Annotated in this window: 29 protein-coding genes and 1 pseudogene; 11 read left to right on the top strand and 19 right to left on the bottom strand. The window is 64.7% G+C overall.

Annotated elements, in window-relative coordinates; genetic code table 11:
* The first annotated feature begins 529 nt into the window (after positions 1 to 529).
* The gene (locus ACX12F_RS14095; protein WP_459370134.1) at positions 530 to 844 is read left to right on the top strand and encodes a hypothetical protein; all 315 of its coding nucleotides are present in this window, start codon (positions 530 to 532) and stop codon (positions 842 to 844) included.
* Between the two features lie 288 nt (positions 845 to 1132).
* Here ACX12F_RS14095 and ACX12F_RS14090 read toward each other — a convergent pair whose 3' ends face one another.
* The 8 genes from ACX12F_RS14090 to ACX12F_RS14055 all read right to left on the bottom strand — a co-directional run bounded on the left by ACX12F_RS14090 (position 1133) and on the right by ACX12F_RS14055 (position 4483).
* Positions 1133 to 1477 carry an aminopeptidase gene (locus ACX12F_RS14090; protein ID WP_459370133.1) on the bottom strand — a complete coding sequence of 115 codons (345 nt, stop codon included), beginning with the start codon at positions 1475 to 1477 and terminating at the stop codon, positions 1133 to 1135.
* A 57-nt stretch (positions 1478 to 1534) separates the two neighbouring features.
* On the bottom strand, positions 1535 to 1765 hold the full coding sequence (locus ACX12F_RS14085) for a deoxyribodipyrimidine photolyase (protein ID WP_459370132.1): 231 nt from the start codon (positions 1763 to 1765) through the stop codon (positions 1535 to 1537).
* Positions 1766 to 1899: 134 nt separating this feature from the next.
* Positions 1900 to 2472: an Asp23/Gls24 family envelope stress response protein gene (locus ACX12F_RS14080; RefSeq protein ID WP_459370131.1), complete on the bottom strand. Its 573-nt coding sequence runs from the start codon at positions 2470 to 2472 to the stop codon at positions 1900 to 1902.
* Positions 2469 to 3029 carry a DUF6286 domain-containing protein gene (locus ACX12F_RS14075; RefSeq protein ID WP_459370130.1) on the bottom strand — a complete coding sequence of 187 codons (561 nt, stop codon included), beginning with the start codon at positions 3027 to 3029 and terminating at the stop codon, positions 2469 to 2471. The genes ACX12F_RS14080 and ACX12F_RS14075 overlap by 4 nt, the downstream gene beginning before the upstream one ends.
* Positions 3029 to 3427, bottom strand: a complete 399-nt coding sequence (locus tag ACX12F_RS14070; protein WP_459370129.1) for an Asp23/Gls24 family envelope stress response protein — start codon at positions 3425 to 3427, stop codon at positions 3029 to 3031. Before ACX12F_RS14070 ends, ACX12F_RS14075 begins: the two co-directional genes overlap by 1 nt.
* A complete protein-coding gene (locus ACX12F_RS14065) occupies positions 3420 to 3599 on the bottom strand; it encodes a hypothetical protein (protein WP_459370128.1) in 180 nt (59 codons plus the stop codon). The genes ACX12F_RS14070 and ACX12F_RS14065 overlap by 8 nt, the downstream gene beginning before the upstream one ends.
* Positions 3600 to 3699: 100 nt before the next feature.
* Positions 3700 to 4050 (bottom strand): Asp23/Gls24 family envelope stress response protein, encoded by a 351-nt coding sequence (locus ACX12F_RS14060; RefSeq protein WP_459370127.1) that lies wholly within the window; start codon positions 4048 to 4050, stop codon positions 3700 to 3702.
* Positions 4019 to 4483 (bottom strand): Asp23/Gls24 family envelope stress response protein, encoded by a 465-nt coding sequence (locus tag ACX12F_RS14055; RefSeq protein WP_459370126.1) that lies wholly within the window; start codon positions 4481 to 4483, stop codon positions 4019 to 4021. The genes ACX12F_RS14060 and ACX12F_RS14055 overlap by 32 nt, the downstream gene beginning before the upstream one ends.
* 194 nt (positions 4484 to 4677) lie before the next feature.
* Between ACX12F_RS14055 and ACX12F_RS14050 the strand changes: the two genes are divergently transcribed.
* Together ACX12F_RS14050 and ACX12F_RS14045 are read left to right on the top strand one after the other, a co-directional pair.
* Positions 4678 to 5250: an RNA polymerase sigma factor gene (locus ACX12F_RS14050; RefSeq protein WP_138230694.1), complete on the top strand. Its 573-nt coding sequence runs from the start codon at positions 4678 to 4680 to the stop codon at positions 5248 to 5250.
* On the top strand, positions 5247 to 5705 hold the full coding sequence (locus ACX12F_RS14045; RefSeq protein WP_459370125.1) for a hypothetical protein: 459 nt from the start codon (positions 5247 to 5249) through the stop codon (positions 5703 to 5705). The genes ACX12F_RS14050 and ACX12F_RS14045 overlap by 4 nt, the downstream gene beginning before the upstream one ends.
* Before the next feature lie 34 nt (positions 5706 to 5739).
* On the opposite strand, the gene whiA is transcribed toward ACX12F_RS14045, so the two are convergent.
* From whiA to ACX12F_RS14030, 3 genes are read right to left on the bottom strand one after another with little or no spacing between them, the layout of a single operon-like run.
* Positions 5740 to 6687: a DNA-binding protein WhiA gene (gene whiA, locus ACX12F_RS14040; protein WP_459370348.1), complete on the bottom strand. Its 948-nt coding sequence runs from the start codon at positions 6685 to 6687 to the stop codon at positions 5740 to 5742.
* A 45-nt stretch (positions 6688 to 6732) separates the two neighbouring features.
* Positions 6733 to 7023, bottom strand: a complete 291-nt coding sequence (locus tag ACX12F_RS14035) for a hypothetical protein (protein ID WP_459370124.1) — start codon at positions 7021 to 7023, stop codon at positions 6733 to 6735.
* Positions 7020 to 7496 carry a hypothetical protein gene (locus ACX12F_RS14030; protein ID WP_459370123.1) on the bottom strand — a complete coding sequence of 159 codons (477 nt, stop codon included), beginning with the start codon at positions 7494 to 7496 and terminating at the stop codon, positions 7020 to 7022. The genes ACX12F_RS14035 and ACX12F_RS14030 overlap by 4 nt, the downstream gene beginning before the upstream one ends.
* A 695-nt stretch (positions 7497 to 8191) precedes the next feature.
* Between ACX12F_RS14030 and ACX12F_RS14025 the strand changes: the two genes are divergently transcribed.
* Complete coding sequence (locus tag ACX12F_RS14025; protein WP_459370122.1) at positions 8192 to 8596, top strand: helix-turn-helix domain-containing protein; 405 nt, start codon at positions 8192 to 8194, stop codon at positions 8594 to 8596.
* Positions 8597 to 8687: 91 nt separating this feature from the next.
* On the opposite strand, the gene ACX12F_RS14020 is transcribed toward ACX12F_RS14025, so the two are convergent.
* Entirely contained in the window at positions 8688 to 9284 is a 597-nt protein-coding gene (locus tag ACX12F_RS14020; RefSeq protein WP_459370121.1) for a TetR/AcrR family transcriptional regulator, read from the bottom strand.
* Between the two features lie 210 nt (positions 9285 to 9494).
* Here ACX12F_RS14020 and ACX12F_RS14015 point away from each other — a divergent pair, with 210 nt between their 5' ends.
* Both ACX12F_RS14015 and ACX12F_RS14010 read left to right on the top strand, forming a co-directional pair.
* Positions 9495 to 9941 carry an MmpS family transport accessory protein gene (locus tag ACX12F_RS14015; protein ID WP_459370120.1) on the top strand — a complete coding sequence of 149 codons (447 nt, stop codon included), beginning with the start codon at positions 9495 to 9497 and terminating at the stop codon, positions 9939 to 9941.
* Entirely contained in the window at positions 9938 to 12823 is a 2886-nt protein-coding gene (locus tag ACX12F_RS14010; RefSeq protein WP_459370119.1) for an MMPL/RND family transporter, read from the top strand. Before ACX12F_RS14015 ends, ACX12F_RS14010 begins: the two co-directional genes overlap by 4 nt.
* On the opposite strand, the gene ACX12F_RS14005 is transcribed toward ACX12F_RS14010, so the two are convergent.
* Positions 12810 to 14396, bottom strand: a complete 1587-nt coding sequence (locus tag ACX12F_RS14005; protein WP_459370118.1) for an FAD-binding protein — start codon at positions 14394 to 14396, stop codon at positions 12810 to 12812. The genes ACX12F_RS14010 and ACX12F_RS14005 overlap by 14 nt on opposite strands.
* Before the next feature lie 121 nt (positions 14397 to 14517).
* Between ACX12F_RS14005 and ACX12F_RS14000 the strand changes: the two genes are divergently transcribed.
* Positions 14518 to 15117 (top strand): TetR/AcrR family transcriptional regulator, encoded by a 600-nt coding sequence (locus ACX12F_RS14000; RefSeq protein ID WP_459370117.1) that lies wholly within the window; start codon positions 14518 to 14520, stop codon positions 15115 to 15117.
* 35 nt (positions 15118 to 15152) lie between these two features.
* Complete coding sequence (locus ACX12F_RS13995) at positions 15153 to 16061, top strand: fumarylacetoacetate hydrolase family protein (protein ID WP_459370116.1); 909 nt, start codon at positions 15153 to 15155, stop codon at positions 16059 to 16061.
* An 11-nt stretch (positions 16062 to 16072) separates the two neighbouring features.
* Here the strand turns inward: ACX12F_RS13995 and ACX12F_RS13990 are convergent, their stop codons facing one another.
* From ACX12F_RS13990 to ACX12F_RS13980, 3 genes are read right to left on the bottom strand one after another with little or no spacing between them, the layout of a single operon-like run.
* Positions 16073 to 17104, bottom strand: coding sequence for an alpha/beta fold hydrolase (locus ACX12F_RS13990; RefSeq protein ID WP_459370115.1), 1032 nt, complete (start codon positions 17102 to 17104; stop codon positions 16073 to 16075).
* Positions 17105 to 17111: 7 nt separating this feature from the next.
* Entirely contained in the window at positions 17112 to 17675 is a 564-nt protein-coding gene (locus tag ACX12F_RS13985) for a hypothetical protein (protein WP_459370114.1), read from the bottom strand.
* Positions 17676 to 17685: 10 nt separating this feature from the next.
* Positions 17686 to 18174 carry a universal stress protein gene (locus ACX12F_RS13980; protein WP_459370113.1) on the bottom strand — a complete coding sequence of 163 codons (489 nt, stop codon included), beginning with the start codon at positions 18172 to 18174 and terminating at the stop codon, positions 17686 to 17688.
* Between the two features lie 230 nt (positions 18175 to 18404).
* Here ACX12F_RS13980 and ACX12F_RS13975 point away from each other — a divergent pair, with 230 nt between their 5' ends.
* Positions 18405 to 19052, top strand: coding sequence for a VC0807 family protein (locus ACX12F_RS13975; RefSeq protein ID WP_459370112.1), 648 nt, complete (start codon positions 18405 to 18407; stop codon positions 19050 to 19052).
* Here the strand turns inward: ACX12F_RS13975 and ACX12F_RS13970 are convergent.
* Together ACX12F_RS13970 and ACX12F_RS13965 are read right to left on the bottom strand one after the other, a co-directional pair.
* Positions 19000 to 19364 (bottom strand): annotated as a pseudogene (locus ACX12F_RS13970) (Gfo/Idh/MocA family protein); the annotation flags it as partial. The gene ACX12F_RS13975 and the pseudogene ACX12F_RS13970 sit on opposite strands and share 53 nt — an antisense overlap.
* Positions 19365 to 19382: 18 nt before the next feature.
* Positions 19383 to 21155, bottom strand: a complete 1773-nt coding sequence (locus ACX12F_RS13965; protein ID WP_459370111.1) for an HNH endonuclease signature motif containing protein — start codon at positions 21153 to 21155, stop codon at positions 19383 to 19385.
* Positions 21156 to 21286: 131 nt separating this feature from the next.
* Between ACX12F_RS13965 and ACX12F_RS13960 the strand changes: the two genes are divergently transcribed.
* Positions 21287 to 22498 carry an MFS transporter gene (locus ACX12F_RS13960; RefSeq protein ID WP_459370110.1) on the top strand — a complete coding sequence of 404 codons (1212 nt, stop codon included), beginning with the start codon at positions 21287 to 21289 and terminating at the stop codon, positions 22496 to 22498.
* 202 nt (positions 22499 to 22700) lie between these two features.
* Positions 22701 to 24134 carry a glyceraldehyde-3-phosphate dehydrogenase gene (locus ACX12F_RS13955; protein ID WP_459370109.1) on the top strand — a complete coding sequence of 478 codons (1434 nt, stop codon included), beginning with the start codon at positions 22701 to 22703 and terminating at the stop codon, positions 24132 to 24134.
* Between the two features lie 73 nt (positions 24135 to 24207).
* Here ACX12F_RS13955 and ACX12F_RS13950 read toward each other — a convergent pair whose 3' ends face one another.
* On the bottom strand, positions 24208 to 24876 hold the full coding sequence (locus ACX12F_RS13950) for a TetR family transcriptional regulator (RefSeq protein ID WP_459370108.1): 669 nt from the start codon (positions 24874 to 24876) through the stop codon (positions 24208 to 24210).
* Positions 24877 to 24991 lie beyond the last annotated feature (115 nt).

Genomic DNA, 24991 nt, shown 5'->3' with positions numbered 1-24991 from the left:
AGATACCCGTTATCCAGCAAGCCCAAACTCATAGATTGGCGATCGTCATTCGACATGGTGCCCTAGCCGGTGACCGATACTTACCCGGGGCGGACAAACTGCATGCCGGAATCCACCTGTTGCCGCAGCGATGAGAGCGAGAAGGTTCGTGGACGGTCAGACCGACGCTATGTAGTTGCTGCCGTAGAAATCTCGCGGGATCTGCGAATCGATGGCCGGTAGATCGACGGCTGGCCGCACGCCGGTCACTCCGGCTGAAGCAGGCGTTTGCACGCACCGAATCCGTAGTTCAGGACCCGCACTTAGCTAGCGGCACCTCAAATAGCGCAGATCTGGAAAAATGCCAGTTCGCGTTAAATCCAAGCGAACGATAGATAGACTGCCGCTGAATTACACGATTGGGAGGGTCTGTATGGCGAAAAGCCGTTTGGTTTCGACGATCGTGGCTGCAGGCGTCGTCTTGGCAGGTGGCGCGGCAGCTACAGCTTGGGCAGGAGGTCCACCGGGTTTCGTAGAACCATCAGACAACGTGTCGGTGGCAGTCGGCACAGGCGAATTCGAAGGCGCGCTGGTTGGCTTCACCGCGACCGGCGGCACCAACGATCAGGCGTCGGCGGCAGTCATCGCAGCATGCACCGCGGCGGGCGGTGTTGAGTGCACCAGCGATGAGGTGACCAACGACCGCCTCTGCATCGTGTCTGTGGGCGATGGCGTGAGCCATGTCGTCAGTGGCGGCGCCGGTGCCACCGTCGAAGCCGCCCGGGACGACGCCTTCAACCGCGCCGCAGCCGCGGGCACACCCCTCGGGGCAGACGCCATCACCGTCGTATCGGCGTGCCCCTGATGAGCGCGCCCATGACCGAGGGAAATGGACCCATGCCAAAACGACGCGGAGCGGCATTACTGATGGTGAGTTTGGCTGTGGCGGCGGGCATTTCGGCGCCTGTCGCCAACGCTCGGCCGACGTGTCAAGACACCTCCACCAAAACCATCTGTTCGACGAATGGCAGCACGTCGATCAAAGCTCGGCCGGGCACGGTCGCGCCCCCCGCCAACCAGCCCATGATGCCGTGGTTCGGCATGCCGGGGCGGCGACGCTGACAGCCGACGACGCCCCCATCTGACGGCCTCGTCAGTGCGGCGCGCTTGCGGCGCTCCGCCCGCGAACCGCGAAAGAGGACGCCGCGATCACGATGCCCAGAATCGCCACGGGGATCGACCACGCCCGCCGGTTGGACAGTTCGGATTCGCACTGTGCCACGTAATCGGTATGCGGGACAATCTGATTGAGGATGGGGACGCCTGCCACGCTGGACGCGTTAGCCGAGCGCGCCTGGTCCAGATTCTGGAACAGTGCGTTACCGCAACCCACGTCCTTGCCGTCGCTGCTCGATGTCGAAACGGGTACCAGCAGCCCTATGACGCCGGCCAGCAGCAGAATTGCGCCGCCCAGCAAAATCATTCGTCGAACCGACATTTTTGCTCCTTCATCGCCGTTCCTCCAATGGTGCTGATGCACCAAATGCCAGTTGGCTCAAGATTTCTTCGAGGGGATGACGATCACGACGATCAGTGTCACGATCGAGAAGAACAGACCGAGAATGCCCCAGCCCAAAGAGCTTCGGCCCTTCATGCCGGCGATCACCGCGCAGACGATGGCGGCAATGACGCTGCCGATGGCGACAAAGATTCCTTTGATACCCCGCAGGATGAATCCAGCTGCCTCGGGCTGACTCTGCAAGGCGAACAGCGCTTCGTGAACCATTTCAATTCCTCACACTCAGTGACGCGTCGAGGGCATCAGCTAACTCCTGAGCTATTCCCTGCCCTGACTGTTTCCAAACGTCACCGTCGAGCTCACGTCCATTGGTTTGGTTCGAACGCGCTGAAGCGGCGAGATCAGCCCAAGCCCCGGCCTTTGATTTTGGCAATCTGCACCACCGCGCGCGCCGCTACTGTGTTGCCGGTACCCCCGGTGACCCGGGCGATGTCGGCAAGCGTGGTATCGACCGCCGAGATCACATCCGCAAGACCTGCCGGGTGTGCCGCGGTGACCGTCAATTCCACAGTCGACGTGCGGCGATCGGCAATGGCTTTTCCTTTGGCGGACTGGACATTCGATTCCCGCTCCAAGGCCTCGGCGGCCGCCGAGGCGACGCCGTCGAGGTTCACTGTGATGAATCCTGGGTCGGTAGTGCCGGGAACGCGCAGCACCGGTTTCTTCCGGACGGGAACGTGCGCGATAAGCCACAAGAGCCCGATCACCACCGAGACAGCTCCGGCCCCGGCCAACCCCCATGGCCACCACGTCGAGGTGGCGGCGTGCGCTACCGGTCCGGTACTGATGCGTTCTGGTGCCGTACGCACCAGATGGGTAGGCCACAGCACCGCCGCGGCACCGAGACAGGCCACCGCAAGTCCCGCGACCAGCGTCGCGGCACGATCCACGAAGTCAGTCGGGAGCAGGCTCATGCAGCCCCACTCGTACCGACATGCACGACGATTCGCGGCGTGGGAATCAGGATTTCGGTCGCGCTACCCACAGCAGCAGCGATCGCTCCCTTGGCCTCGACGTCGGACTCCATGCTCGTGAGGCCGACGTACATCGTGACCTTGCGTCGAGTTGCCGCCGAATTCAGCACCTCGACGCCAGGCACGCATGACGCCGCGTGCGATGCCAATCGAGCGACGTCGCGCGGGCGCATCCATACCGATCCCGCTGCATCGACGGCGACGACGGTCTTGCGTCGAGGACGCAGGGCGACGAATACCAGCCAGCCGCCAAGGACCAGTGCGGCGGCACCTGCCGGCATCATCCACCACTGGCTGCGCAGACCGTTGAGTGCCGAGACAGCCGTGCCGATCCAGGGCGTTCCCGCGACCCAGCCCAGTTCGACGCCGGCTTCACGCAGCGACACCACCCCGCCGCACACGACAACCAGGGCCAGCGCCACCGCGACGTATCGAGCGGTGGCAGTAGCGACTGGGGACCGGCCCGGTGTGGGTAGTGCAGAGCTGTCGGCGGTCATCATCGGGTCCTTTTCATGTCTGTGGTGACGGTGCTGAGTTGCTCGACGGTGACGTCGACGCGGTCGACGTGCAAGCCGGCCATGTCGGACAACGTCTGCGCGACATTGCGCTGAACCGCACGGGCGACGTCCACCGCCGGCGCAGGCCATGCCACGGTCACCTTGAGGTGGGCCGTGACCCGGTCAGCGGTGACTGTCAGCTGAGCTTGGGGCAGCGACCGGCCGGCGATCTTCGTGCGGCTTTCCGGGAACGGCAGTACGTCCGGTGTATCGAGCGCGGCACGGACGGCGAGCCGTTGTGCGACCTTCTCACGTACGGTCAGGGTGCCACGTGTCGCAGCGTCGTCCTCGGAATCGGACTGCGCTGCAACTGATTCGGTCACCTCTGATTCAGTCACGGTCGCGACCCCGCAATAACGCGGACAGGTCGAGTTCGCCATCGCGGTGAGCGCCGATCAGGTATCCCGCCGCGCCGAGCAGCAACGCGATGAGAAAGCCGCCGAGCCCGCCGGCCGCTGCAGCGATACCGAGTAGCAGACCGGCAACCAGACCCAGTGTCGATGAGGTCATGATGTAAACCTTCCGCGAAACGAAGTTGTAGTGGCACTTGGAAGTTCATGTACCACGGTGGGGCGGCGCGCCCCTCGTCGCGCCGCCGCACCGCGGATGTCTACTGCAGTCCTCGACCGGGCGTTGGTGTCACCGGCACGAGATCTTCGATCGTGACGTCGACGGGTAGGTCGGTCAGCTCGCCGACGGCCCGCTGAATAGCGGCTGCGGTGGGCCGCACCGGCACGCCGAGCACAAGACTCACGTGCACGTCGACCCGGTCCGCCCCGATCCGGATCCCAGAGACCCGCCGTCCCGGCAGGTAGGTCGCCACCTCGCCGAACATGCCGGCGTGCAATCCGACCACGCCCTCGACGGCACTCACCGCGGCCGCGATGCGATCGGCAGCGTCCTCGAGAACCCCTCCCCCCGGCGGGGCATCACTGGACACGCGCAGGCGCGGCGTCGGCATCGTCGCCGCTGTCACCGTCAAGGTGCACATCGTGGACGGTGATGTTGACCTCGGTGACCTCAAGACCCGTCATGCGTTCGACCGCGGCGATGACATTTCGCCGGATGCCGGCGGCCAGGTCGGCAATCGCGACGCCGTATTCAGCCACGATGTCGATGTCGACCGCTGCCTGCTTCTCCCCGATCTCGACCGAGACACCCTGGCTCTGGTTGACGCTGGCACCAGGGATCCGCTCCCGGATCGCCCCCACCACGCGCGACGCTCCGCCTCCCAGGTCGTACACGCCGCTGACCTCACGGGCCGCGATTCCGGCGATCTTGGACACGACCACGTCCGCGATGGTCGTCTTCCCCTGCGAGCTCACCAACGGTGACCCCTGGTACGGGCTGACTTCTTTGCCGGACGACTCCACATCGGCCTGTGCGCTGGTCATCACCGCTCCCCTTTCGACATCGATATATGGGTAGTCGTTACTCAAGACTCGAACCGAACGCCCCGATCGAGTGATACAGGACACATGGCAAATCTACTCAGCTGAAGATGCTCAGGCAGCCCAAGCGGCAGCCAATTCTGGTACGAAGGCCCTATATTTCAAGAGCGGTGAAGCGTAGCTGAGAGCGGAGTGTGGTGACAGCGCCAACCGGTGGCGACCTACGCGACGCTGACGACGAGGCCCTACGGGCATCGGCGGTAGTCGGCGATCGCGAAGCGTTCGACGTCATCGTGAACCGCTACGGACCGGTGCTCTACCGGTACGCACGGCGAATGCTCGCCTACGAAGCCGATGTCCCAGATGTCGTGCAGGACACCTTCGTTGCCGCATGGCAACAGATCGGTGCCTTTCGCGGAAGCTCGTCACTTCGGACGTGGTTGTTCGCCATCTGCTACCGAAAAATTGCCGATACACACCGGCTGAAACGTGCACGACCGGTTGAAGATTGGGTGCTCGAACCGCTGGCGGGACCCGACACGTCCGCGGACCCGTTCACCGCGGCGTCCAATGCGGCCTTCTTGGATGCCCTGGAGTTGGCACTCGGCGAATTGCCGGTGCGTCAGCGCGCAGTGTGGATGATGCGGGAGGTCGAGCAGATGACGTTCCCTGAAATTGGCGAGGTGCTGCACCTCAGTGCCGATGCGGTGCGCGGTCACCACCTTCGGGCTGTCAAGACCCTGCGTGTTCTGTTGAGGAGGTGGCAGTGACGGAGCCCGATCCATTCCTGCACCGCGCAGCCTCGTACCTGAGGACTGTGCCCGAGCCCGGCTGGGACGCCATCAGCAACAGAGTGCGTGCCGCGGTGCATGCAGCGTCCCGCGCCGGCTGGCCCATCCGGGCATCCCGGGACACCGGCGACGGAGTCGTGTACATCAGCGACCACGCCCTGCGCAGCCTGCTGGCCCGTGAGCTGCGCCGCGCATTTGTCTGCCAGCCGACACGTATCGCGTTCACGCTCGAAGGCGCGGTGTTGCGGGCCATCGACATCGACGTCACCGGAAGCTACGGAACCCAGCTGCGCGATCTCGGCGACGACATCCGGCGGTTGGTGCTCGACACGATCCGAACCATCCTCGACGACCTCGACCAGAACGGCGGAACCCCAGCCGGACCGATCGATGTCACCATCACCGACGTCGTCGAGGGCGACCCGCTGGGATAACAGCAGTTCGAATCCCCGCTCGGATCCGCTCAGGTCATCCCGCCGCGACCACGCCACGAGTGTCGGCGACACCAGCTCGCCGGGCTTCGCGGTCTGCCATCGCCAACACCCGCCGAAGGCGACCAGCTGCTGCGTTCTTCGTCAACGGTGGCGCGGCCAGACGCCCCAAATCGTCCAATGACAAGTCTGGGTGTTCGATGCGTAGACGTGCGATTTCAACGAAGTGCCGGGGTGCCTTGTCCCCGAGGATTTCCAAGGCGCGTTGCGCCCGAATCGCAGCCGCCATCGCCGACCGTTGCGCGCGACGCTGATTGGAGTCGACCAATGCGGCATCAGCGATGATCGGGTCGGCGCGATCGCGGTGGGACTGCCAGGCCGCTCGCGTTTGTTGGGCACCAATTCGATTCAACAACAACGCGATTGTGTCCGCGTCACGCACGGTGACGCGATCCGCGCCTCGTAGCTGTCGAGCCTTCACGTGCACACCCAGTCGGCGCGCGGCCCCGGTCAGCGCCAACGCGGCTTCCATACCCGGGCACTCGACCTCCAGCCCCCGCGCGCGACCAGCCAACGACAACGAGCCCCGCGCGAGAAACGCCCCACGCCACACCGCTTCGGCTTCTGCGGTACTACCGCCGACGATCTGCGCCGGCATACCCCGGACCGGCCGCCCCCACCGGTCGATCAGCCCGGTCCAGCGAGCCACGTCCTCGGCCTGGTGGGCAACCTGCACCAGGTAACGACCCCGCGAACCTATGCTCGGCAGCGCACGTACTTCTGCCGAGTACCCGCACAAGTCCTTGAGGTCCTTGCAGATGCGGGCGGCCACGGACTCTCGATCGACGTCCGCGTCGATCACAACGCGCCCACCGGCTACCCGCAGCCCGCCCGCGAATTGGAGAAGCGCGGTCACTTCGGCCTTGCGCGCACTGGGCAGATGCACGACGGTACTAGCGAGCTCGTCTTTCGCCCTCGGTGTCAACACTACAAATCCCCCACAACACATTGGTTCCGTACTCGCCGCGGTCTATCCACCACATCGGAAATCTCCGCTCAGCCGACACTGTGCGATTTGGCGCGCGAGGCGTTCGCCAGTGACACCCTCGGGATGGTGCAGCGCACGCCAGGTATCGAGCGTGTCGACCAGCGAATCGGGCACCGGAAGTCGTTCCCGTTCAACAACTGTCATCGAGATCTGGATCACCGAGTCGAACTCGCCGACAGCCAGGTTCACGTATGCGTTGTTGAGTTCCGCGACCGTCAGGTGAGCGCGGACGCACTCCACCAATTCCCATGCCATGTCGGACTCGCTGGTCAACGAGGTGATCCCTTCGGATGTCGGGCCGGTTCCGCATCGCGCTGGAGGTGCCACGGCACCGTGGCGACGAGCCGACGAAGGTAGTTCCGCTGGTCGAACGTGAGCCGCGGGATGAAGTTGGCCAACGCTGACGCCTCGGTGCCGTCGTCGGGCATAGTGCGGGGAAAGACCATCCACACCGATTCACCGCCGGTGACGCCGATCTCGGCAATGAACCCGCCACCTGCGAGCTGCTCGCCCAATGCCCACAATTGCCAGCCGTGCGCTTGGAGCGCTTTGGCCCACCAGTACGCCACCCGTACCTGGCGCGGCGGCTGACAGATCATACCTGGGATATGCGCGGAGTTGCGCTCCGCCGAGCGCGGCTGCTTCAACAGACGCGAGCCACCCAGCAGCGCCATCATATCCGCGGTCTCCGCCGTCCATCCGGCGGAGTCGTGCTGTGAGTAGTCCTGCCATCCAACCGAATTCACTCGCTGCTGCCGATCATGGTCTGCATAGCCAAACTCCTTCCAACTGCGCCGCACAGCGGCGTGTCCCAGCACTTGCGATCAACGGCAGACACCGGGCACTTTCACAGAAAACGGCGCAACCGACACCAACGTCGTGGCACCGCAGAGTTGGCACCATCGACGACCCACGGCCTGGCAACCGCCCATTCGAACCGGCGCGGCGCGCCATAACTCACCGGATGCCGCCGACCTGGTCGCCAACCATGGCGATTGCGCCAGCGATCAGCCCCGGCGCAAACCCCGAATAGCTACCACCGCGCGAGCAATCCTCACAGGCGCCGGGACTGCCATGCGAGCAACGCGGACATCGGCATGAGACACCGCGAAACCCGCGGCACAACACGAAACACTGCATCCCCCTTGAGAAGGCCTGCCCTAAGCCCCCCGGCTTACCTGGCACTCAACTGATGTCACGAGAATTCCACGAACCTACCGACGCGTCAACTCTTCGCAAACATTTGCTGACATTGCATTCGCAGAAATATGAGCTAACGTGCGTGCGACGGGTTGACACCCGCACACCATCCTGCGGCATCTAGCCCAGGTGCCGCACCCCCGGGCGGTCATCATCAGGTCGCTTCAGCGCCACAGCGGATCTGATATTCATTCGCACGCCGTAAGGCACTGCACCGCATCATGATTCAAGGGGGAATCACATGGTCAGCAAGAAACGTCGCCAACCTTCGTTGGACGCAGCCACTTTCGCCGAACGGCTCAACCGATTGTTTGCCACCATCTACCCACCCGGGCGCGGTCCGTACCGAAGCTTCGAGGTGACGGAGGCCCTGGCCCGCCGCGGATACCGACTGTCCGCCCCGTACCTCTCGCAGCTACGATCTGGCACCCGGACGTGTCCATCCCCGCGCACCGCGGACATGTTGGCCGAATTCTTCGGCGTGGGAGTTGACTACTTCGACCCCACCACCGGTTACGCCCGCGCCTTGGATGCAGAACTCGACTGGCTCCGGCTCACCCACGACGAGTCCGTCCGTGACCTCACTCATGCACTGATGACGTTGACGCCTGGCCTGCGCGACGACTTGCTCGGCCCCGCGGTGTGATGCGGCGGCGGCGATTGCCGCGAACCTCGTTCTGGGGCAGCGGATTTCCGTTCGGGGCTCAGCTCATCGTCTGGGTCGGCGACCGTCTGGCCTAAGGCTCCCGGCCGGCCGTGAGGCTGGGCAGTAGGACATCGTCGACCAAGATTCGCACCGTGTCATCGGTCGGTGGCCGATCCGAAACCAGTGCCCGGAACACGAGATACCCCGGCAGCAGATCGAAGATCTCCTCCTTGATGGCCGAGGAGTCGATCTCCCCGCGGTCCACCGCCTGGGCCAGCACGCCGTCGATCACCAACTTGCGCTGAAGAACGAACTTGTCCTGCATCACCGCTTGCAGGCCCGGGCTGTGCGACATCTCGTTCAGCACGGCACGCATGGTCCGCGTGTGTTCTCGAGCCTGTTCGCAGGTGGCCCGACCGATTTCCAGCAGGTCGCCCCGCAGCGACCCGGTGTGTGGCGGAACCGCGGAATTGCGGGTGCCCTCGATGAAGGCGGCGAGCACCAGATCCGCCTTCGACGGCCACCGCCGGTACACCGTCGCCTTGCTGGCCTTGGCCCTGGTCGCCACCGCTTCGACGCTCAGGCGGTCATAACCGTGCTCCTGCAGCAGTTCCAGCGTGATGGCCAACAATTCGGCTTCACGCTCACTCCGCGGGCAGCTGGAGCCGGCGCACATGTCATCGGACATCGCCACACCCCTTTCCGCCTCACTCACACCGAATGGAATACCAGAGTTACACCTCGACGTTGCACACCGTTACGGCATTGGGTGCAGGGTTTTGCGCATATGTCAACCCGGTTGCGATCACGCGTACGGTACCGTACCGTTCTGCGTCACGGGACGATTTGGCGACATTGCTTCGGCTGTTCGCCTGCGGGGGCGTCGAAAGGCTTTGGCTTGAGCAAGTTTTCGGTGGGTAAGTTGGCACGCCGGCAATGGATCGCCATCGTCGCGATCGTGGTGGTCGCCCTCGTCGGATTCAGTGTCGACCGGCTACGCGGCATCTTCGGCTCCGACAACGAGATCTCACGGCCCGGTTCCGAAGCCCTGGAGAACACCGGCTACAACCCGAAACGGGTGCTGTTCGAGGTGTTCGGTTCGCCGGGCTCCATGGCGACCATCAACTTTCTGGATATCAACGCACAGCCTCAGCGTGTCGAGAACGTCACTCTGCCCTGGTCTCAGGCCCTGACCACTGACGATCCGACGATGTATGCCGATCTGCGCGCACAGGGTGACGGCAGCACCATCGGCTGCCGCATCACCGTCAACGGCATCGTCAAGGACGAAAGGTCCACGAACCACGTGAACGGATACATCTCGTGCCTGGACAAGACCGCATGACCGGCCACCGCCTCGATCACGCCGTCGAGGGTTCCCTTCCGGCAAGGCTCATCCAGAAGCTGTCCCTGCCGATCCTGTTGATCTGGATCGCTATCGCCGCCGTCTCGAACACCATCTCGCCCCAGCTCGAGGTGGTCGGATGGGAACGCTCGGTCGGGCAGAACGCGCCCGATGCGCCGGGCATCCTCGCGATGCGGCACATCGGACAGGTCTTCCATGAATTCGATTCCGACAGCGCGGCAATGCTGGTGATCGAGGGCGATCAGCCCCTGGGTCCCGAAGCGCACAACTACTACGACGGCTTGGTGAAGAGGCTCCAGGCCGATACCGAGCATGTCGAGCACGTCCAAGACTTCTGGGGCGACCCACTGACAGCCGGCGGCTCGCAGAGCAAGGACGGCAAAGCCGCTCTGACGCAGCTATATCTGCGTGGTAATCAGGGCGAAGCCATGTCGAACATCTCAGTCGACGCCGTCCGTAAGATCGTCGCCGACGATCCGCCTCCGCCCGGCATCAGGGCATACATCACCGGCGCTTCGCCGCTGGTGACCGACAACTTCGAGGTCGGCAGCGCAGGCACCAACGAGGTCACCGGTATCACGTTCCTGGTCATCGGCATCATGCTGCTGTTCGTCTACCGGTCGCTGGTGACGATGGTGATCGTCCTGCTGACTGTCGCTATCGAACTCGCGGCCGCCCGCGGTGTCGTGGCGGTCCTGGCCCATGCCGGCGTCATCGGTCTGTCGACGTACGCGACCAACCTCTTGACCCTTCTCGCCATTGCAGCCGGCACCGACTATGCGATCTTCGTCGTCGGCCGCTACCAGGAAGCGCGCGGCAAGGGCATGGACCGGATCTCGGCCTATCACGACATGTGGCACGGCACCGTCCACGTCATGGTCGGATCAGGACTGACCATCGCCGGCGCCGTCGCGTGCATGCAGTTCACCCGGCTCCCTTACTTCCAGACGCTCGGTATCCCAGCCGCTCTCGGCGTCCTCGTGACGTTGGCGGCGGCCCTGACGCTGGGTCCGTCAGTGTTGTTGATTGCCACCCGGTTCGGACTCATGGAGCCCAAGGTCGCTCAACGGGCGCGCGGCTGGCGCCGAATCGGCACCGCCATCGTGCGCTGGCCCGGACCGATCCTCGTGGTGACCGGCGCGATCGCACTCATCGGTGTGTTCGCACTGCCCGGCTTCGAGGTGAGCTACGACAACCGCCCGTATATCCCCGCCAGCGCCCCGGGCGTCGTCGGCATGGAAGCCGCCGAGCGTCATTTCACCGAGGCGCGCATCAATCCTGAGTTGCTGATGATCGAAGCCGATCACGACATGCGGAATCCGGCGGACATGCTCATCCTCGAGCGCGCCGCCAAAGCCGTGCTGCACACGCCGGGAATCGCTCTGGTGCAATCGATTACACGTCCGCTGGGTACGCCGATCACGCACAGTTCCATCCCATTCCAGATCAGCGCGTCAAGTGCGAGCCAGATCATGAACCTGGGCTACCAGAAGGACCGGGCCAACGACCTGCTCAAGCAGGCCAATGAGATCGACAACACGATCAGCGTCCTCAAGCAGCAGCTCTCGCTGCAGAAGCAGAGCGCCGCGGCCACCCATGATCAGGTCCAGGCGTTCCACGACACCGTCGAAACCGTCAACGATCTGCGGAACAAGCTCGCTGATTTCGACGACCAGTTCCGTCCGTTGCGCAATTACTTCTATTGGGAACCGCACTGCTTCGACATCCCCATGTGCTCGGCGCTGCGATCGGTGTTCGACTCCTTGGACGGGATCGCCGATCTCTCCGACAAGTTCGGCACCATCACCGCCAGCCTCGACCGCTTGGATGCCCTGCAGCCGCAGTTGGTGGCGCTGATCCCGCCGCAGATCGCCATTCAGGAACGCAATCGCGAACTGACACTGTCGAATTACGCGACCACTGGTGGCACCAACTCCCAGAGCGACGAGGCACTGAAGAACGCCACCGCCATGGGCAAGGCGTTCGACGACGCCAAGAACGACGACACGTTCTATCTGCCACCCGAGGCTTTCGACAACGCCGACTTCAAACGCGGTCTCAAGCTGTTCCTGTCGCCCGACGGCAAGGCGGCGCGCATGATCGTGACGCATCAGGGCAATCCGGCGAACCCTGAGGCGATCCCCCACATCAACGCGATCAAGGAAGCGGTGTTCGACGCCCTCAAGGCGACGCCCATGTCGGACGCCAAGATCTACATCGCAGGAATCGGCTCCACCAACAAAGACATTCAAGAGGGCACCAAGTACGACCTGTTGCTCTCCGCACTCGCGGCAGTCGCGCTCATCCTGCTGATCATGGTAATCGTGACCCGCAGCATCGTGGCCGCGGCCGTCATCGTCGGTACCGTCGTGCTGTCGTTGGGCGCTTCGATCGGATTGTCGGTTCTGGTGTGGCAGTACATCTTCGGTATCCATCTGTACTGGGTCGTGGTGCCGCTGGCCATCATCCTGCTGCTGGCGGTGGGTGCCGACTACAACCTCCTGCTCGTGTCCCGGTTCAAGGAGGAGATGCACGCCGGCCTCAACACCGGCATCATCCGGTCGATGGGCGGCACCGGTAGCGTCGTCACCGCGGCGGGCCTGGTGTTCTCGGCGACCATGGCGGCGTTCATCTTCAGCCCCCTGATGATCCTCGGGCAGATCGGTACGACCATCGGCTTGGGTCTGCTGTTCGACACGTTGGTGGTGCGGTCGTTCATGACGCCATCGATCGCCGCGCTGCTGGGCAAGTGGTTCTGGTGGCCGCAGATCGTGCGCCAACGCCCGGTCCCCGCCGAATGGCCGACGCCGACTCCTTCTCGGGACAGCGACGAGGACGAACTCTCGTTCAGCCAGCGGTGACGGCGTGCTGACCCGCGCGCCGTCCGGAATACACACAGTCGGCCAGGGATAGCCCACTCACATAGGAGTTGGCGCAGATACCGACGGCAGTGCGTCCCGCGGCAAACAGGCCGTCGATCGCCTGTCCCGCCGGGGTTTTCACGGCGCCAGTGTCTTCATCGACGATGAGGCCACCGAGGGTGAACATCGGGCACGGATTGATCAGACTGTGCTTGACCGAGATCGCGATCAGCGAGTACGGCCCCCGCTCGATGGGATGGACGAACTCGGCGGGCTTGCCCAGCGGATCAGGGCGCCCCGCCGCTGCGGCCTCGTTGTGCTCGGTGACGGTCTGCCGCAGTCCCGTCGGGTCGATACCCGCTTTGGCGGCAACGGCTTCGAGGGTATCCGCCTCAACGCGATCGGTCCGCAGCATCGCCTCCATCTGCAGGCGCTGGAACCAAATCGCTTGCTGCGGAAGTTGTTCGCGTGCCTGCTCGAGCAAGGTGCGGTCGGCGAGAATCCAGCCGCGGCCGTTGTGGTGTTGCACCATCGCATTGCCAATGGCGGCGCCGTAACGGGTTTCGTCGATGAACCGGTGCCCATGTTCGTCGACGACGAGCCCGCCGAGCATCGCGCTGGGCGGGGTGATGAACCGCCAGGCTGAGACGTTGTCCAGCCGATCCACGGCCGCGCCAACCTCGATGCCCAGATTCATGCCGCTGCCGTCGTCTGCGCTGGTTCCGAGCTGGAGTCCCTCGCGATAGGCCGGAGCATGTTGCGCGATCAACTCCCGGTTGGCGATATAGCCGCCGGCGCACAGGATTACGCCCTTGCGGGCATGAATGTCGACCGTCTGGGCATACCGGCGCTCCAAGACAGCCAGGCGACGTTCCATCGCGGCGCGCAGCGGCGGGTAGTAAATGCCTGGTTTCACCGCCAGCGCCGCGTACGCCGCATAACGTCGCCGCACCCACGCCGGCGCATGTGCGAGCGTGCTGGTGCGCACTCCGACCACCCGCCCGGTGGCGTCGGTCAATAGCGAGTCGGCGCGAGTGTGGAACATCGTGCGTACACCTGCTCGGCTCGCCGACGCTGCCAGTGGCTGGAAGATCTTCTTGCCCGAGGCCCCCGGCCCCTTGGCGCGGTGACCGCGCTGCACCGGCGGGGTGAGCCCGCGGAAGTGGCCGGAGTTCTCGCTTCCCGAGTAGTACAGGTAGTACTTGTTGTTCGGGTAGGACGTCTTGTAGGGGCACACCGATGCCTCGAACGGCACGCCGTGTGCCGTGAGCCAGTCGATCATCGCGGGACTGCCGTCGACGAAGCGCCGCAACGTTTCTGGCCGCACCGCGTCGCCGATCTCGGCATGCAGGTAGGTGTACATGGCGTCAGCGGTGTCGTCGATACCGGCTTCGCGCTGCACCCACGTGCCACCGCCGGCGTAGACGATCCCGCCCGAGACCTGTGTGGCGCCGCCGCCGTTGAACCGGTCGATGGCGAGAACGTCCGCCCCCTGGGTGCGGGCCTCAAGTGCAGCGCATACACCCGCGGCTCCGTAGCCGACCACGATCACGTCCGCGATGACGTCGCTCATGGCGATCCTTCCGGTCGATAACTCGAACTTACAGTTTAGACTTTGAGTACAACATATCGGTTTGGATCTGGGTTACACGGTCCCCGGATTCGCTGGGCCCGCTGCTCGTACACTTCGACTCGTGGCTGAACAAACGGGACGTGCGGTGCCCGCGGCAGTGGCGAGCAAGCTCTATGCCGCAGCCGAACTGATCGCCACCAAGGGACTGGAAAACACGAAGATCGAAGAGATCGCGGCCGCATCCGGTGTCCCGAAAGCCACGCTGTACTACTACTTCACCGGCAAAGACGACATCCTCGGCTTTCTGCTGCGGGATTCGCTGGGCGACCTTGCCCGCGAAGTCGCCGAGGCTGCCGACTCCGCCGGCAGCGGCAAGGAGCGACTGGTTGCGGTCATCACCGCGCAGGTCGCGCACACGATGAACCGGCCAGGGACCAGCATGACTCTGGTTGGCGACCTGGGTCGAGCGATCAGACTCCCCGAACTCGCGTCGGCCGTCCAGGATGCGTTCTACGAACCCATCGCCCGCGTTTTGGCGGCCGGGGCCGCCGACGGAACCTTGAAGGATGTCGCGGATCCACGCAGCGATGCCATCAGCATTTTCGGCGCGATGATGATGACAGCGCTGCTGCACAACGCCGTCAGCTCGGGAAAGTCCGAGCGCGACGTGGCCCGTGAAGTCATCGACTTCGTCCTGAACGGCGTGGCGCCCGCGCGCTGAGTGTTCGACAGGATCTCGCCAAGGGAGGTTTGACAATGAAGTTCCGGCGCATCCTGTCCGGCGACCGGCTGCAGTATCAGAAGCTCGACGACACCGGCGACTGGGAGCCCACCGATGTCGCGCCGCTACCGTCGGCCTTCACCCCGGAATTCGAGGTGGCCCGCGCCCGGGACCACGCCGCGGCCGGCGGCGGATGTCTGCCGTTCCAGCCGCTGTCGTTCCGCGACTTCATGGCGTCCCGGCAACACGTGATCGATGCTTCTCGAGGATTGTTGACCCGGTTCCATCCGCGCGAAGCTGCCGTGACGCGTGCGGTGGAATCCCTTACCCACAAACCGTTTCCGAAGTTCGCACCGCACGCACTGTTCGACCGACAGCCGATCTACTACATGTCCAATCACCTCACCTTCGTGCCCAGCGGTACGCCGGTGCGGGCTCCGGCCTACACCAAGGCCCTCGACTACGAACTCGAACTCGGCTTCGTCCTGCGCACCGGGCTGCGCGACGCCAGCCCCGAAGAGGCCACGAACGCCATCGGAGCCTTCGTCGTGCTCAACGACTTCAGCGCCCGCGACGTGCAGCGCGCCGAGATGGCCACCGGCCTCGGCCCGCAGAAGTCGAAGCACTTCGCAAGTTCCATGTCGCAGGTCGCGGTGACCCCCGACGAAATACTCCCCAAGTTGGCAACGTTGACCGGATCAGTGAGCATCAACGGCCGCGTGGTCAGCCGGGTTGATACCAGCGATCAACGCTGGACCATCGGCGAGATGCTCGCACACGCGTCAAAATCCGAAACTTTGCTTCCCGGTGAGCTTTTCGCGACCGAGACTCTGGCCGGTGGCAGTGGTATGGAAACCGGCAATTGGCTGAACGACGGTGATGCCCTCACGCTCGAACTGGACGGGATCGGGACCATCGAACATGCGATAACGCAGCATCGCTGAACGTGTCGCCGCTACCTGATTGCCTTCGTGTGGAGGGTCTCACGTGCAGTCGGCAGTCGCGACCGGGACCGATCCACGAAGACCGGGGCGCCGACGTCATCAGACAGCGGCCCAGGTGCCTGCGGCGAACTGTCCGAGAGTGCGGCCCGCAGAACCTGCACGAACTGCGCGGGTTGATCATTCTGCAGGTAGTGGTTGGCTCGCGGCAACACCCAGAATTCGTTGTCGCCCGGCTTGGTCGACAAGTAGTTGTTCCACACATGTGACGCGACCCGCAACGGCGAGACCTCATCGCAAAGCCCCCACACCACAATCGTTTTGACGGTCATCGCCGCGACTGCCTCGAGCCATTCCTGTTCGTGCTCGGCGCGCTCCACCAGATACTGGATCGTGTCGTGGATGACGGCCAGGCCATCGTTTGCGGCGAAGGTGTCGGCCAGCGCCACGATGGTCGGATCGTCGAGTGCGCGACGCGGCGTGAACGTGGTTTGCCCAAGCCCGGCGGCGAGGAGTTGGGGCGTGATGGCACCGACGGTCGCCGCCGCTGTCTGGGGATCGAGCACGAGCCGCTGGAATTCGGTCAGATTCGACAAGGGCAGGAAGATATTTCCGTTACTGAGAACAAGGTTGGACACGTCGAACGACGTCTCGCCGGTGCTGCATCGATGCGCGAAAGCAAGCGCGACGCTGTCGCCGCGGTCGTGGGCAACCACATCGCCTGTGTGGGCATCGAGGACTTCGGTGAGGTAGTACCCGAGCAGTTCGCTGTCGCGGCGCAAGGTATAGCTCACGCCCTGGGGCTTGTCGGAGAATCCGAAGCCCGGAAGATCCAGTACGCAGACCCGAAAGCCTGCGCTGAGCTCCCCCACCACGTCCTGCCAGTCGATGCTGCTGGTGGGAAACCCATGAACCAGCAGCAGGAGCGGAGCCCTGGGGTCGCCGAATTCTGCATGAAAGATGTTGAGCCGAAGGCTATCCGGCTCCGATGAGATCCACTCGAAGTGACTGCCTGCCGCCAGCCATTCGCGGGCGCGCCGCTCCATGATCAGCCTAGTTCCCGGTCCAAGCGCTGGCGATCTGCTTGCCGATGTCGACAACTTTCGCCTGCTGCGCTTCGGGTGCTTCGATCCGCCGGCCGACCTGTTTGGCGATGACGCGCTTGATCTCTGAGTCGACGTCCGCGACGATGCGCAAAAGTTCGCCCCGCAGCGTCTGCGACGTCACGTTGACAGTGATGTCCTTACGCTCCGGCTTGGGGATATCGATGATCAGCAGCAGCGGCTCCGCCGCCCGAGCGGTGGCAACCAACGCGATCTCCCCCGCCACCATGAATCTCGAGCGGTCCACGCGCAGGTCGATCAGGAGATCGATGTCCAGCGGTATGCGAACGTCGAACGAGATCATGTCGCCGGCCCTGCGCGTCACGTGAGGCTGCTCGATACTGACGCGCGCGGTAACCCGAGCAATTCCCGCCGGGCCGGCCGGAAAGGGTCCGAGTTCGAAGGTATCGCCCGCCATGCTGCCGAAGCCGTCGGCTACACGGTCAGCGGTGACGGCAACCTCGAAGAACTTTCGGCCGAATTCCTCGTACGTCGCGAAATCGTGCGTCGACATCAGACCACAATCAGTCGACGGTATGGACGATCAAGATGTCGATCTTGGCCTTTCGGGCCACGTCAGCAGGTACCGAGCCCAGCAGTCGTCCTGCTGTTGAGTCGAGGCCGACGTCGCCGACGACGATCAGCTCCGCCTCGACTTCCGTCGACAGTCTGACCAACGCCTCGACAGGTGCGGCGATCACCGAACGTTCCTCGATGTCTGTGGCACCTGCCCCACGGGCGAGTTCGCCTGCCTCATGGAGGATTTCGTACACATGTGCATCGCCGTGCACCCGGTAGCCCTCGCGCCCCAGGGCATCCTCGGCGCGCCGGTCACTCGCTTTTTCGGGTGCAGCCGCCCGTGCCCAACCGCCCTTCTCGACTTCGTGAATATGCGCGGTTGCGATGACCAGTTTCGCGCCGTGCTGCGCCGCAAACGCGGCGGCCTGCTCCACCGCTTTCATCGACGAGTCTGAACCGTCAGTACCCACGAGGACCGTTTGATAGCTGCCCATGCTGTCTCCTAACGGGAGGGAAGTCGTCACGACACTAGCGCGAACAGAGTGGTTGACGTGGGCTTTCGAGGCGCATCGGGCTGCCCGTCGGCGGCGACTCCCCCAATCGGGGGACAGTGATTTCATCCCCGCGTCAGCCGGTCACCGGACAGACTCGCGGCCGGCCGAGCGAGACGCTGTAAGCAACTCAGCACCGCGCCACAGCTCACGCTTCCCGGAAGGACCTCGCCATGACTGCCATCCCGGGCGCCGAAAGGTCCACTGCCAAACGGCGCGCGATCATCCGTACGGTTCTCGAAGTAGGGTCCCCGCTGCTCGCCTTCTATGGACTTCGCGCCACCGGGCATTCGGAGTACTTCGCGCTCTTGGCCGCCACGATCGTCGCCGGCCTCCCGGTGGCATATGGTCTGGCCAAAGCCCGTCAGCTCGACCCGTATTCCGGATACCTCATGTTGATGTTCGGGCTGACGCTGGCGGTCGCGTTGGTGACCACCAACCCACAGCTGGTGCTGGCCGGGCAGACGCTCGTCGGCGGCGTTGCGGCTGCGGTGTTCCTCGCGAGCTGCGGCATCGGCAAGCCCATGACACTGTTCGTCGCGGCGCGGTTCATGCCCGGGACCACCGAAAGCACACTCACCGCAGCGTTGCACGCATTGCACATCCGGTTGAGTGCGGTCGTCGGCGTCGGCCTGGTCGTTCAGGTAGTCGTCCTGCTGGCGATCATCTTCACGTTCCCCTTCGACGTCGCGAACGGCTTGGTCAACGTCGTCGGTTCTGTGATCGTCCTCGCGATCGCCGCAGTGGTCGCATTCATGGTCCGCCGCTTCAAGCAGGTGCCCGCAGTGGTAACCCCGCGGCTCGGTAGCCGGCATCGATGACGGTCATATTCTCAACCGCGTCCAGCGGCGACGTCTTTACCGGTTCTACCGCCCAACACCGCATCGGCGAATGCGTCCAGTTGATAGCTGTACGACGCGCGACGCGGAAACCGTTCGACGCGTTTGCCGTTCGCGGTACGGACCGCGAGGCGATGGAACAACTGCGGCAGCACGGGATTGAGTACCCGTAGCTCTCCGCCACATGCTGCAGCGCACCCGGCCGGTATGCCCTGCGGGGTAACGCAATTCGGCGGTGATCGCCCTGTCGACCCGATCATCCCTCGACCACGCGCACTGGACGAGCGATTCCGGCAGTGCCGGAGCCGTGGGTCACGGCGGTGGTGGGATGTCGTTTTCAGTGGGCGGGTGTTGTTCGCCGGATGCGGTTGCTTCCTCTGCCCGACGGCCGGCTTCGCGTGCGGCTTGGAGGGCTTCGTGTCGTCGGGCGCAGGCTTCTTGGGCCGCCGCTAACTGCTGGAGGTCGGCTTCGTTGAGGGCGCGTTCGTAGGCGATCTGCTGCGCCAGGTCTTGGGCGCGGGTGCGGCGCCGCATCGGCATCATGACACCGCGCCCCGGCGCCGGTGGGGTGCCCAGATCAGTGCCGTCCGGCGGCGGCGGATCCGGTAGCGGGGTGTCGGTGACCTTGTCGGGGAACAGGATTCGACTCGTGGGCACGCTGGTATACGTGTGGCCAGTAGGTGCAGTCCACACAATCGTCCCGTCAGCGAGTTGACGGTCACGCCAGCCCTCGGGCCCGCCGTAGAAGGTCTTGAGTAAGTGGTGTTTGCGGCATTTCGGGCTCAAGTTGCCCGGATGGGTCGGCCCGCCCGGCCACGGCACCGTGTGGTCGAGGTCGCAGGCGGTGGCCGGCTGATCGCAGCCCGGGAACATGCACGTCATCGCCCGCATCCGCACGAACTCATCAATCGCGGCCGAGGGCCGGTAGCGGTTTACCCCACCCAATCCGGTGGCTGAGGCGACGGTGCGGACCTTGGCGCCGCGGGCCACCAGATCGGCCAACACGGCCGGCGGCACCACACCGCCGCCGACCACATAGCCGACCGGCGTGCGCACCCGAGCGGGGACCCGCACAGGCGCCGGCTCAGCCGCGGGATCAGGACTGTGGGCGAGCGTGGCGGCTGGCACTGGCGCGGGCGACGCGTCGAGCGCTGCCCCGTTCACCAGCTCGGGTGCGCGCTCGGATTCGGGCGTGAAGACCGGCTCAGGCACGGGCGGGGTCAGGGGTGCAGCCGGGTCCCCGCTGAGCAACCGATCAGCCACCGGCGCCGGCAGCGCATCGGTCAGCACATGAATCACCACCGCCGTCGCCCGCACATCAGGCCCGACCGCCGGACACTCGGGGGTGCCACACTGGCACGCCAACCGGTCCCCACGGGCGGCGAGCACCCCGACCGCATCCGCGCGGCGCTGCGCGAACGTGCGCGGATCGTTGTCACACACCTGCCGAGCGAGGGCAGTCAAGGCCCGATCGAACAACTCCGCGTCCGTGGCCAGCAGCGCACCCCAGATCGACGCCACCCCGGTCTCATCATCAGGCTTGCCGACCCCAACCCCACGCGAGCGGGCCGCCGGCCGCACCTTGAGCACCGCGACCGGATCGAACTTGTGCACCCAACCGTCGATCTTCTCCTCAATCTTCTTGCGGGACAACCCCACCCACTCACACAACGCCCCCGCCAGCGCAGCATCGATCACCGCCAACGTGTTGGGATCCTCCACCAGCCGGGTACGCCAACAGATCATGCCGACCGTGCGCGCCGACACCCCACCATCGGCGAACACCGCCGCCACCCGACGCAGACGATCGCGCAATGCGACCGCGGTAGCCATCTGCCCCGACGCCTCCCGAGACCCGATCCCCAACGCAGCCCCCACCTCAGCGACCGCGGCATCCCACCCATCACACGCCCACCACTGCCGATCACCCTGACCATCAACCCGCAGCGCCACCAGATCAGCAATGGCCGTGAACTTCCCAGACTCGGCCATAGCCGATACCCGCGCGAAGTGGACCATCGAGTCGACCACGGATACATCATGGACCAGCGCACCGCCGGCCCCGATCCCCACGCATTCGAACATATGTGCTAGTTTACGGGTGGATCTGCCGCACCGCAACAGAATTCGACCAGGTTTGCGGGGAAGTCACAGACCGAGCCAGCACTTGCCCGTGTGGCCAAGTCCGTTTTCGGTTCGGCGTGCACAATCGGTGCGTGACCCGCCGCCCCCTCAAGCCCTGGCACTTCGTCCTCCTCTTCGGCGTCGTGAGCCTGCTCGCCGACATGGTGTACGAAGGTGCCCGGAGCATCATCGGTCCCTACCTGGCGACTCTCGGAGCTTCGGCTGCTGTCGTCGGATTGGTTGCCGGCGCAGGAGAATTCATCGGCTATGGGATGCGCGTCGTGTCCGGCTATGCGATTGCACGAACGCAGCACTACTGGGCGTGGACCATCACCGGTTATGCCCTCACCGTGCTGAGTGTGCCGCTGATCGGTGTCACGGGATCTCTCGTACCGGCACTGCTGCTGTATGGCACGGAGCGGCTGGGCAAGGCTGTGCGCTCACCCGCGAAAGACACGTTGCTGTCGCATGCGTCGATGAGCACCGGCCGCGGCAGCGCTTTCGGCGTCCACCAAGCCCTCGACCAAACCGGCGCGATCGCCGGCCCGCTGCTGCTGGCGGCGGTACTGAGCGCCCATGCCGGTGACTACCGGCTGGCGTTCGGGGTGCTCATCGTCCCCGGCATCCTGGTGCTGGCCCTGCTCGGTTGGCTCCGCTTCCGCGTCCCGGACCCTCGTGACTACGAACAGGTGCACGTCGACATCACGGCGCCTGACGGGGCGTCCGACGAACCCCAGCCCGCCGACGCCAAGCCACGGCTTCCGGCCCAGTTCTGGCAGTACGTGCTCGCGATCGGACTGTTGTCCTGCGGTGTCGCGTCGTTCCCATTGCTGGCGTTCCATGCCCAGCGCACCGGGCTGCTCACCGACGCTCAGGTACCCATCCTGTTCGCGGTGGCCATGGCCGTCGACGGCGCCGCGGGACTCGTGATGGGCCGCGTCTACGACCAGCGAGGAGCGGTCACGCTGCTCGCGGTTCCGATCGCCGCCGCCCTTTCCGCGATCGCCTTCACTGGCGACCGCACCCTGGTCTGGATCGGCGTCGCTGTTTGGGGTGTGGTCAACGGGGTGCTCGACTCCACCGTCAAATCGGTCATCACCGAGCTCGTGCCGGCAAACATAAGGGCCATCGCTTTCGGCTGGCTGGCCCTGCTGCGCGGCGTCGCACTGCTCGTGGCGGGCGGACTGCTCGGCGCGGTCTACGACATCTCCCCCGGCTACACCATGGCGCTGATCGTGGTGGCGAACATCGCCGCGCTCGCCGGGCTGGTGCCGGTGTTGCGGCGCATGCAGCCGGCCACCTGATAGCCACCCGCTGAACTGGTGTTCCAGCGGCGAAAATCCGAGTGGACGCCTGCTGGAACACCGTCTCGGCGCACGATCCCGGGTGGCTGTCAACCCCTACGCGCCTTGCCAGCGGGAGCGACCTGCAGAGCCGGAAATGACGCTCGCTAACATGAATGCGCTGCTCAGCGCGATCGGCCAAGCGACCCGTAGGACAGATGACTTGAATACACCAGAACTTGCCAGTTGGAACACCCAGGAAGCCCTGGCGGAGGCGATGATTCCGATCGTCGGCACCCTGCACCGCACGCGTGGCGTCACCGTCTTGCTGCACAGCCGGTCGCTGGTGAACAAGTCGGTCATCAGCATCCTGCGGACGCACCGCTTCGCCCGGCAGATCGCCGGCGAAGAGCTGTCGGTGGTCGAGACCTTCCCGTTCCTGGAGGCTCTGGCGAATCTTGATCTGGGCCCCGCCAAGATCGACCTCGGCCTGCTCGTGCACGCCTACCGCGCCGATGAGCGCGGCCTCTCGGTCCCGGACTTCGTCGCCGACGCCCTCTCCGCGGTCACCGGTGCCAACAAGGCCGAACCGCAGGGCCCGCGCGATGTGGTGCTCTACGGTTTCGGCCGGATCGGCCGTCTCGTCGCACGGCTGCTCGTCGAGAAGGCCGGCGGTGGCAACGGACTGAACCTGAGGGCCGTCGTTGTCCGCAGCGGTGGCGCCGACGACCTCAAGAAGCGGGCTTCGCTGCTGCGCCGCGACTCGGTGCACGGGCACTTCAACGGCACCATAAAGGTCGACAAGGAGAACAACCTCCTCATCGCCAATGGCAACGTCATCAAGTTCATCTACGCCAATGACCCGTCCGAGGTCGATTACACCCAGTACGGCATCAACGACGCCATCCTGATCGACAACACCGGCAAGTGGCGCGACCGCGCCGGCCTCGAGCAGCACCTGCGTCCGGGCATCTCGAAGGTCGTCCTGACCGCACCGGGCAAGGGCGACGTGCCCAACATCGTGCACGGCGTCAACCACCTCGGGCAGGACGTCAACCAGCAGATCTTCTCGTGTGCGTCGTGCACCACCAACGCGATCGTGCCGCCGCTCAAGGCGATGGACGAGAAGTTCGGCATCATCCGCGGCCACGTCGAGACCGTCCACTCGTTCACCAACGACCAGAACCTCCTGGACAACTACCACAAGGCCGACCGTCGCGGCCGTTCGGCGCCGCTGAACCTGACGATCACCGAGACCGGTGCGGCCTCGGCCGTCGCCAAGGCGCTGCCGGAGCTCAAGGCCAAGATCACGGGTAACTCGATCCGCGTTCCCACCCCCGATGTCTCGATCGCCATCCTGAGCCTGCAGCTCAAGAAGGAGACGACGAAGGAGGAGGTGCTCACGCACCTGCGCGAGACGTCGTTGTCGGGTCCGCTGAGCCGCAACCTCGACTACACGGCCGCGACCGACGCCGTGTCGAGCGACTTCATCGGTTCGCGTGCGGCATCGATCATCGACGCGAACGCCGCGATCGTCGACGGCGACCAGGCGATCCTGTACTGCTGGTACGACAACGAGTTCGGCTACTCCTGTCAGGTGGTCCGCGTGGTGCAGTTCCTGTCGGGCATCGAGTACCCGACGTACCCGCGCAGCTGATCTCGCCTTCCACCGAAACGGCATTCCCGCAGTCGAGTTCTCGAACTTGTTCTGCGGGAATGCCGTTTCGGCGCTAGAGGGGTAGCCCGTAGTGGGCCGCGATACCGCCCAGCAACAACGTCATTCGATGCTGGAATGCCTGTTCGCCGAACGGGTCGTCACCGGACTTCGCGATGGCACGCAGCGTCGGGTACTCCGATGGCGGGCACTGCGCGGTGAGCGCGAGAATCCGCGCCAGCCACGGTTGCCCGCTCTCGGAGTAGAGGTATTCGCGATGCGCCTCCGTAACACTGCCGACCGCCATGGCGCTCACAGCGGCCCACACCGCAAGCGCGTCGCCCGGTGACAAGCCTTGGGCCGCAAGTGCTTCGACCGCATCGGCGGTGTACTCCATCTCGACGTCATGCCCAACCGCTCCGCTGACGAACTTCTCCACGAGCGCGGGTTCTGAGGCGAGCACCGTCCGGATGTAGGAGGCGTAGTCGCGTAGCCAGGTGGCCCAGTGGCCGCCGGTATACCGCGGCGGCGGCGAGCTGGTCAGAGCACTCGCCGTGGCCAGACGCAGCAGGTCATCCTGGTTCTTCACGTGATGGTAGAGGCCGGGCAAACTGACACCGAGATGTTCGGCGACGCGGCGCATTGTGGCGTTCTCTGTGCCGATATCCAAAACCGCTGCAGCGATGGCGTTTTGGTCGATGCGCGGCGGCCTCCCTCGGCGGGGTGCTGCGTCGTTCACGCTCATCGGGTTCTCCTGGCGACCGCTTTCACATTCGGGGTTGACGATAACCGAGGCGACTTTTAATAATCAATATGAAAAACTCGCTGTGGCCGGGAGCTCCTCGACTGCCGCTGACCCA

It is taken from the genome of Mycolicibacterium sp. HS_4_1, from assembly GCF_054515875.1.
The sequence above is the reverse complement of the archived record's forward strand: the minus strand, read 5'-3'. Positions and strand labels throughout refer to the sequence as shown.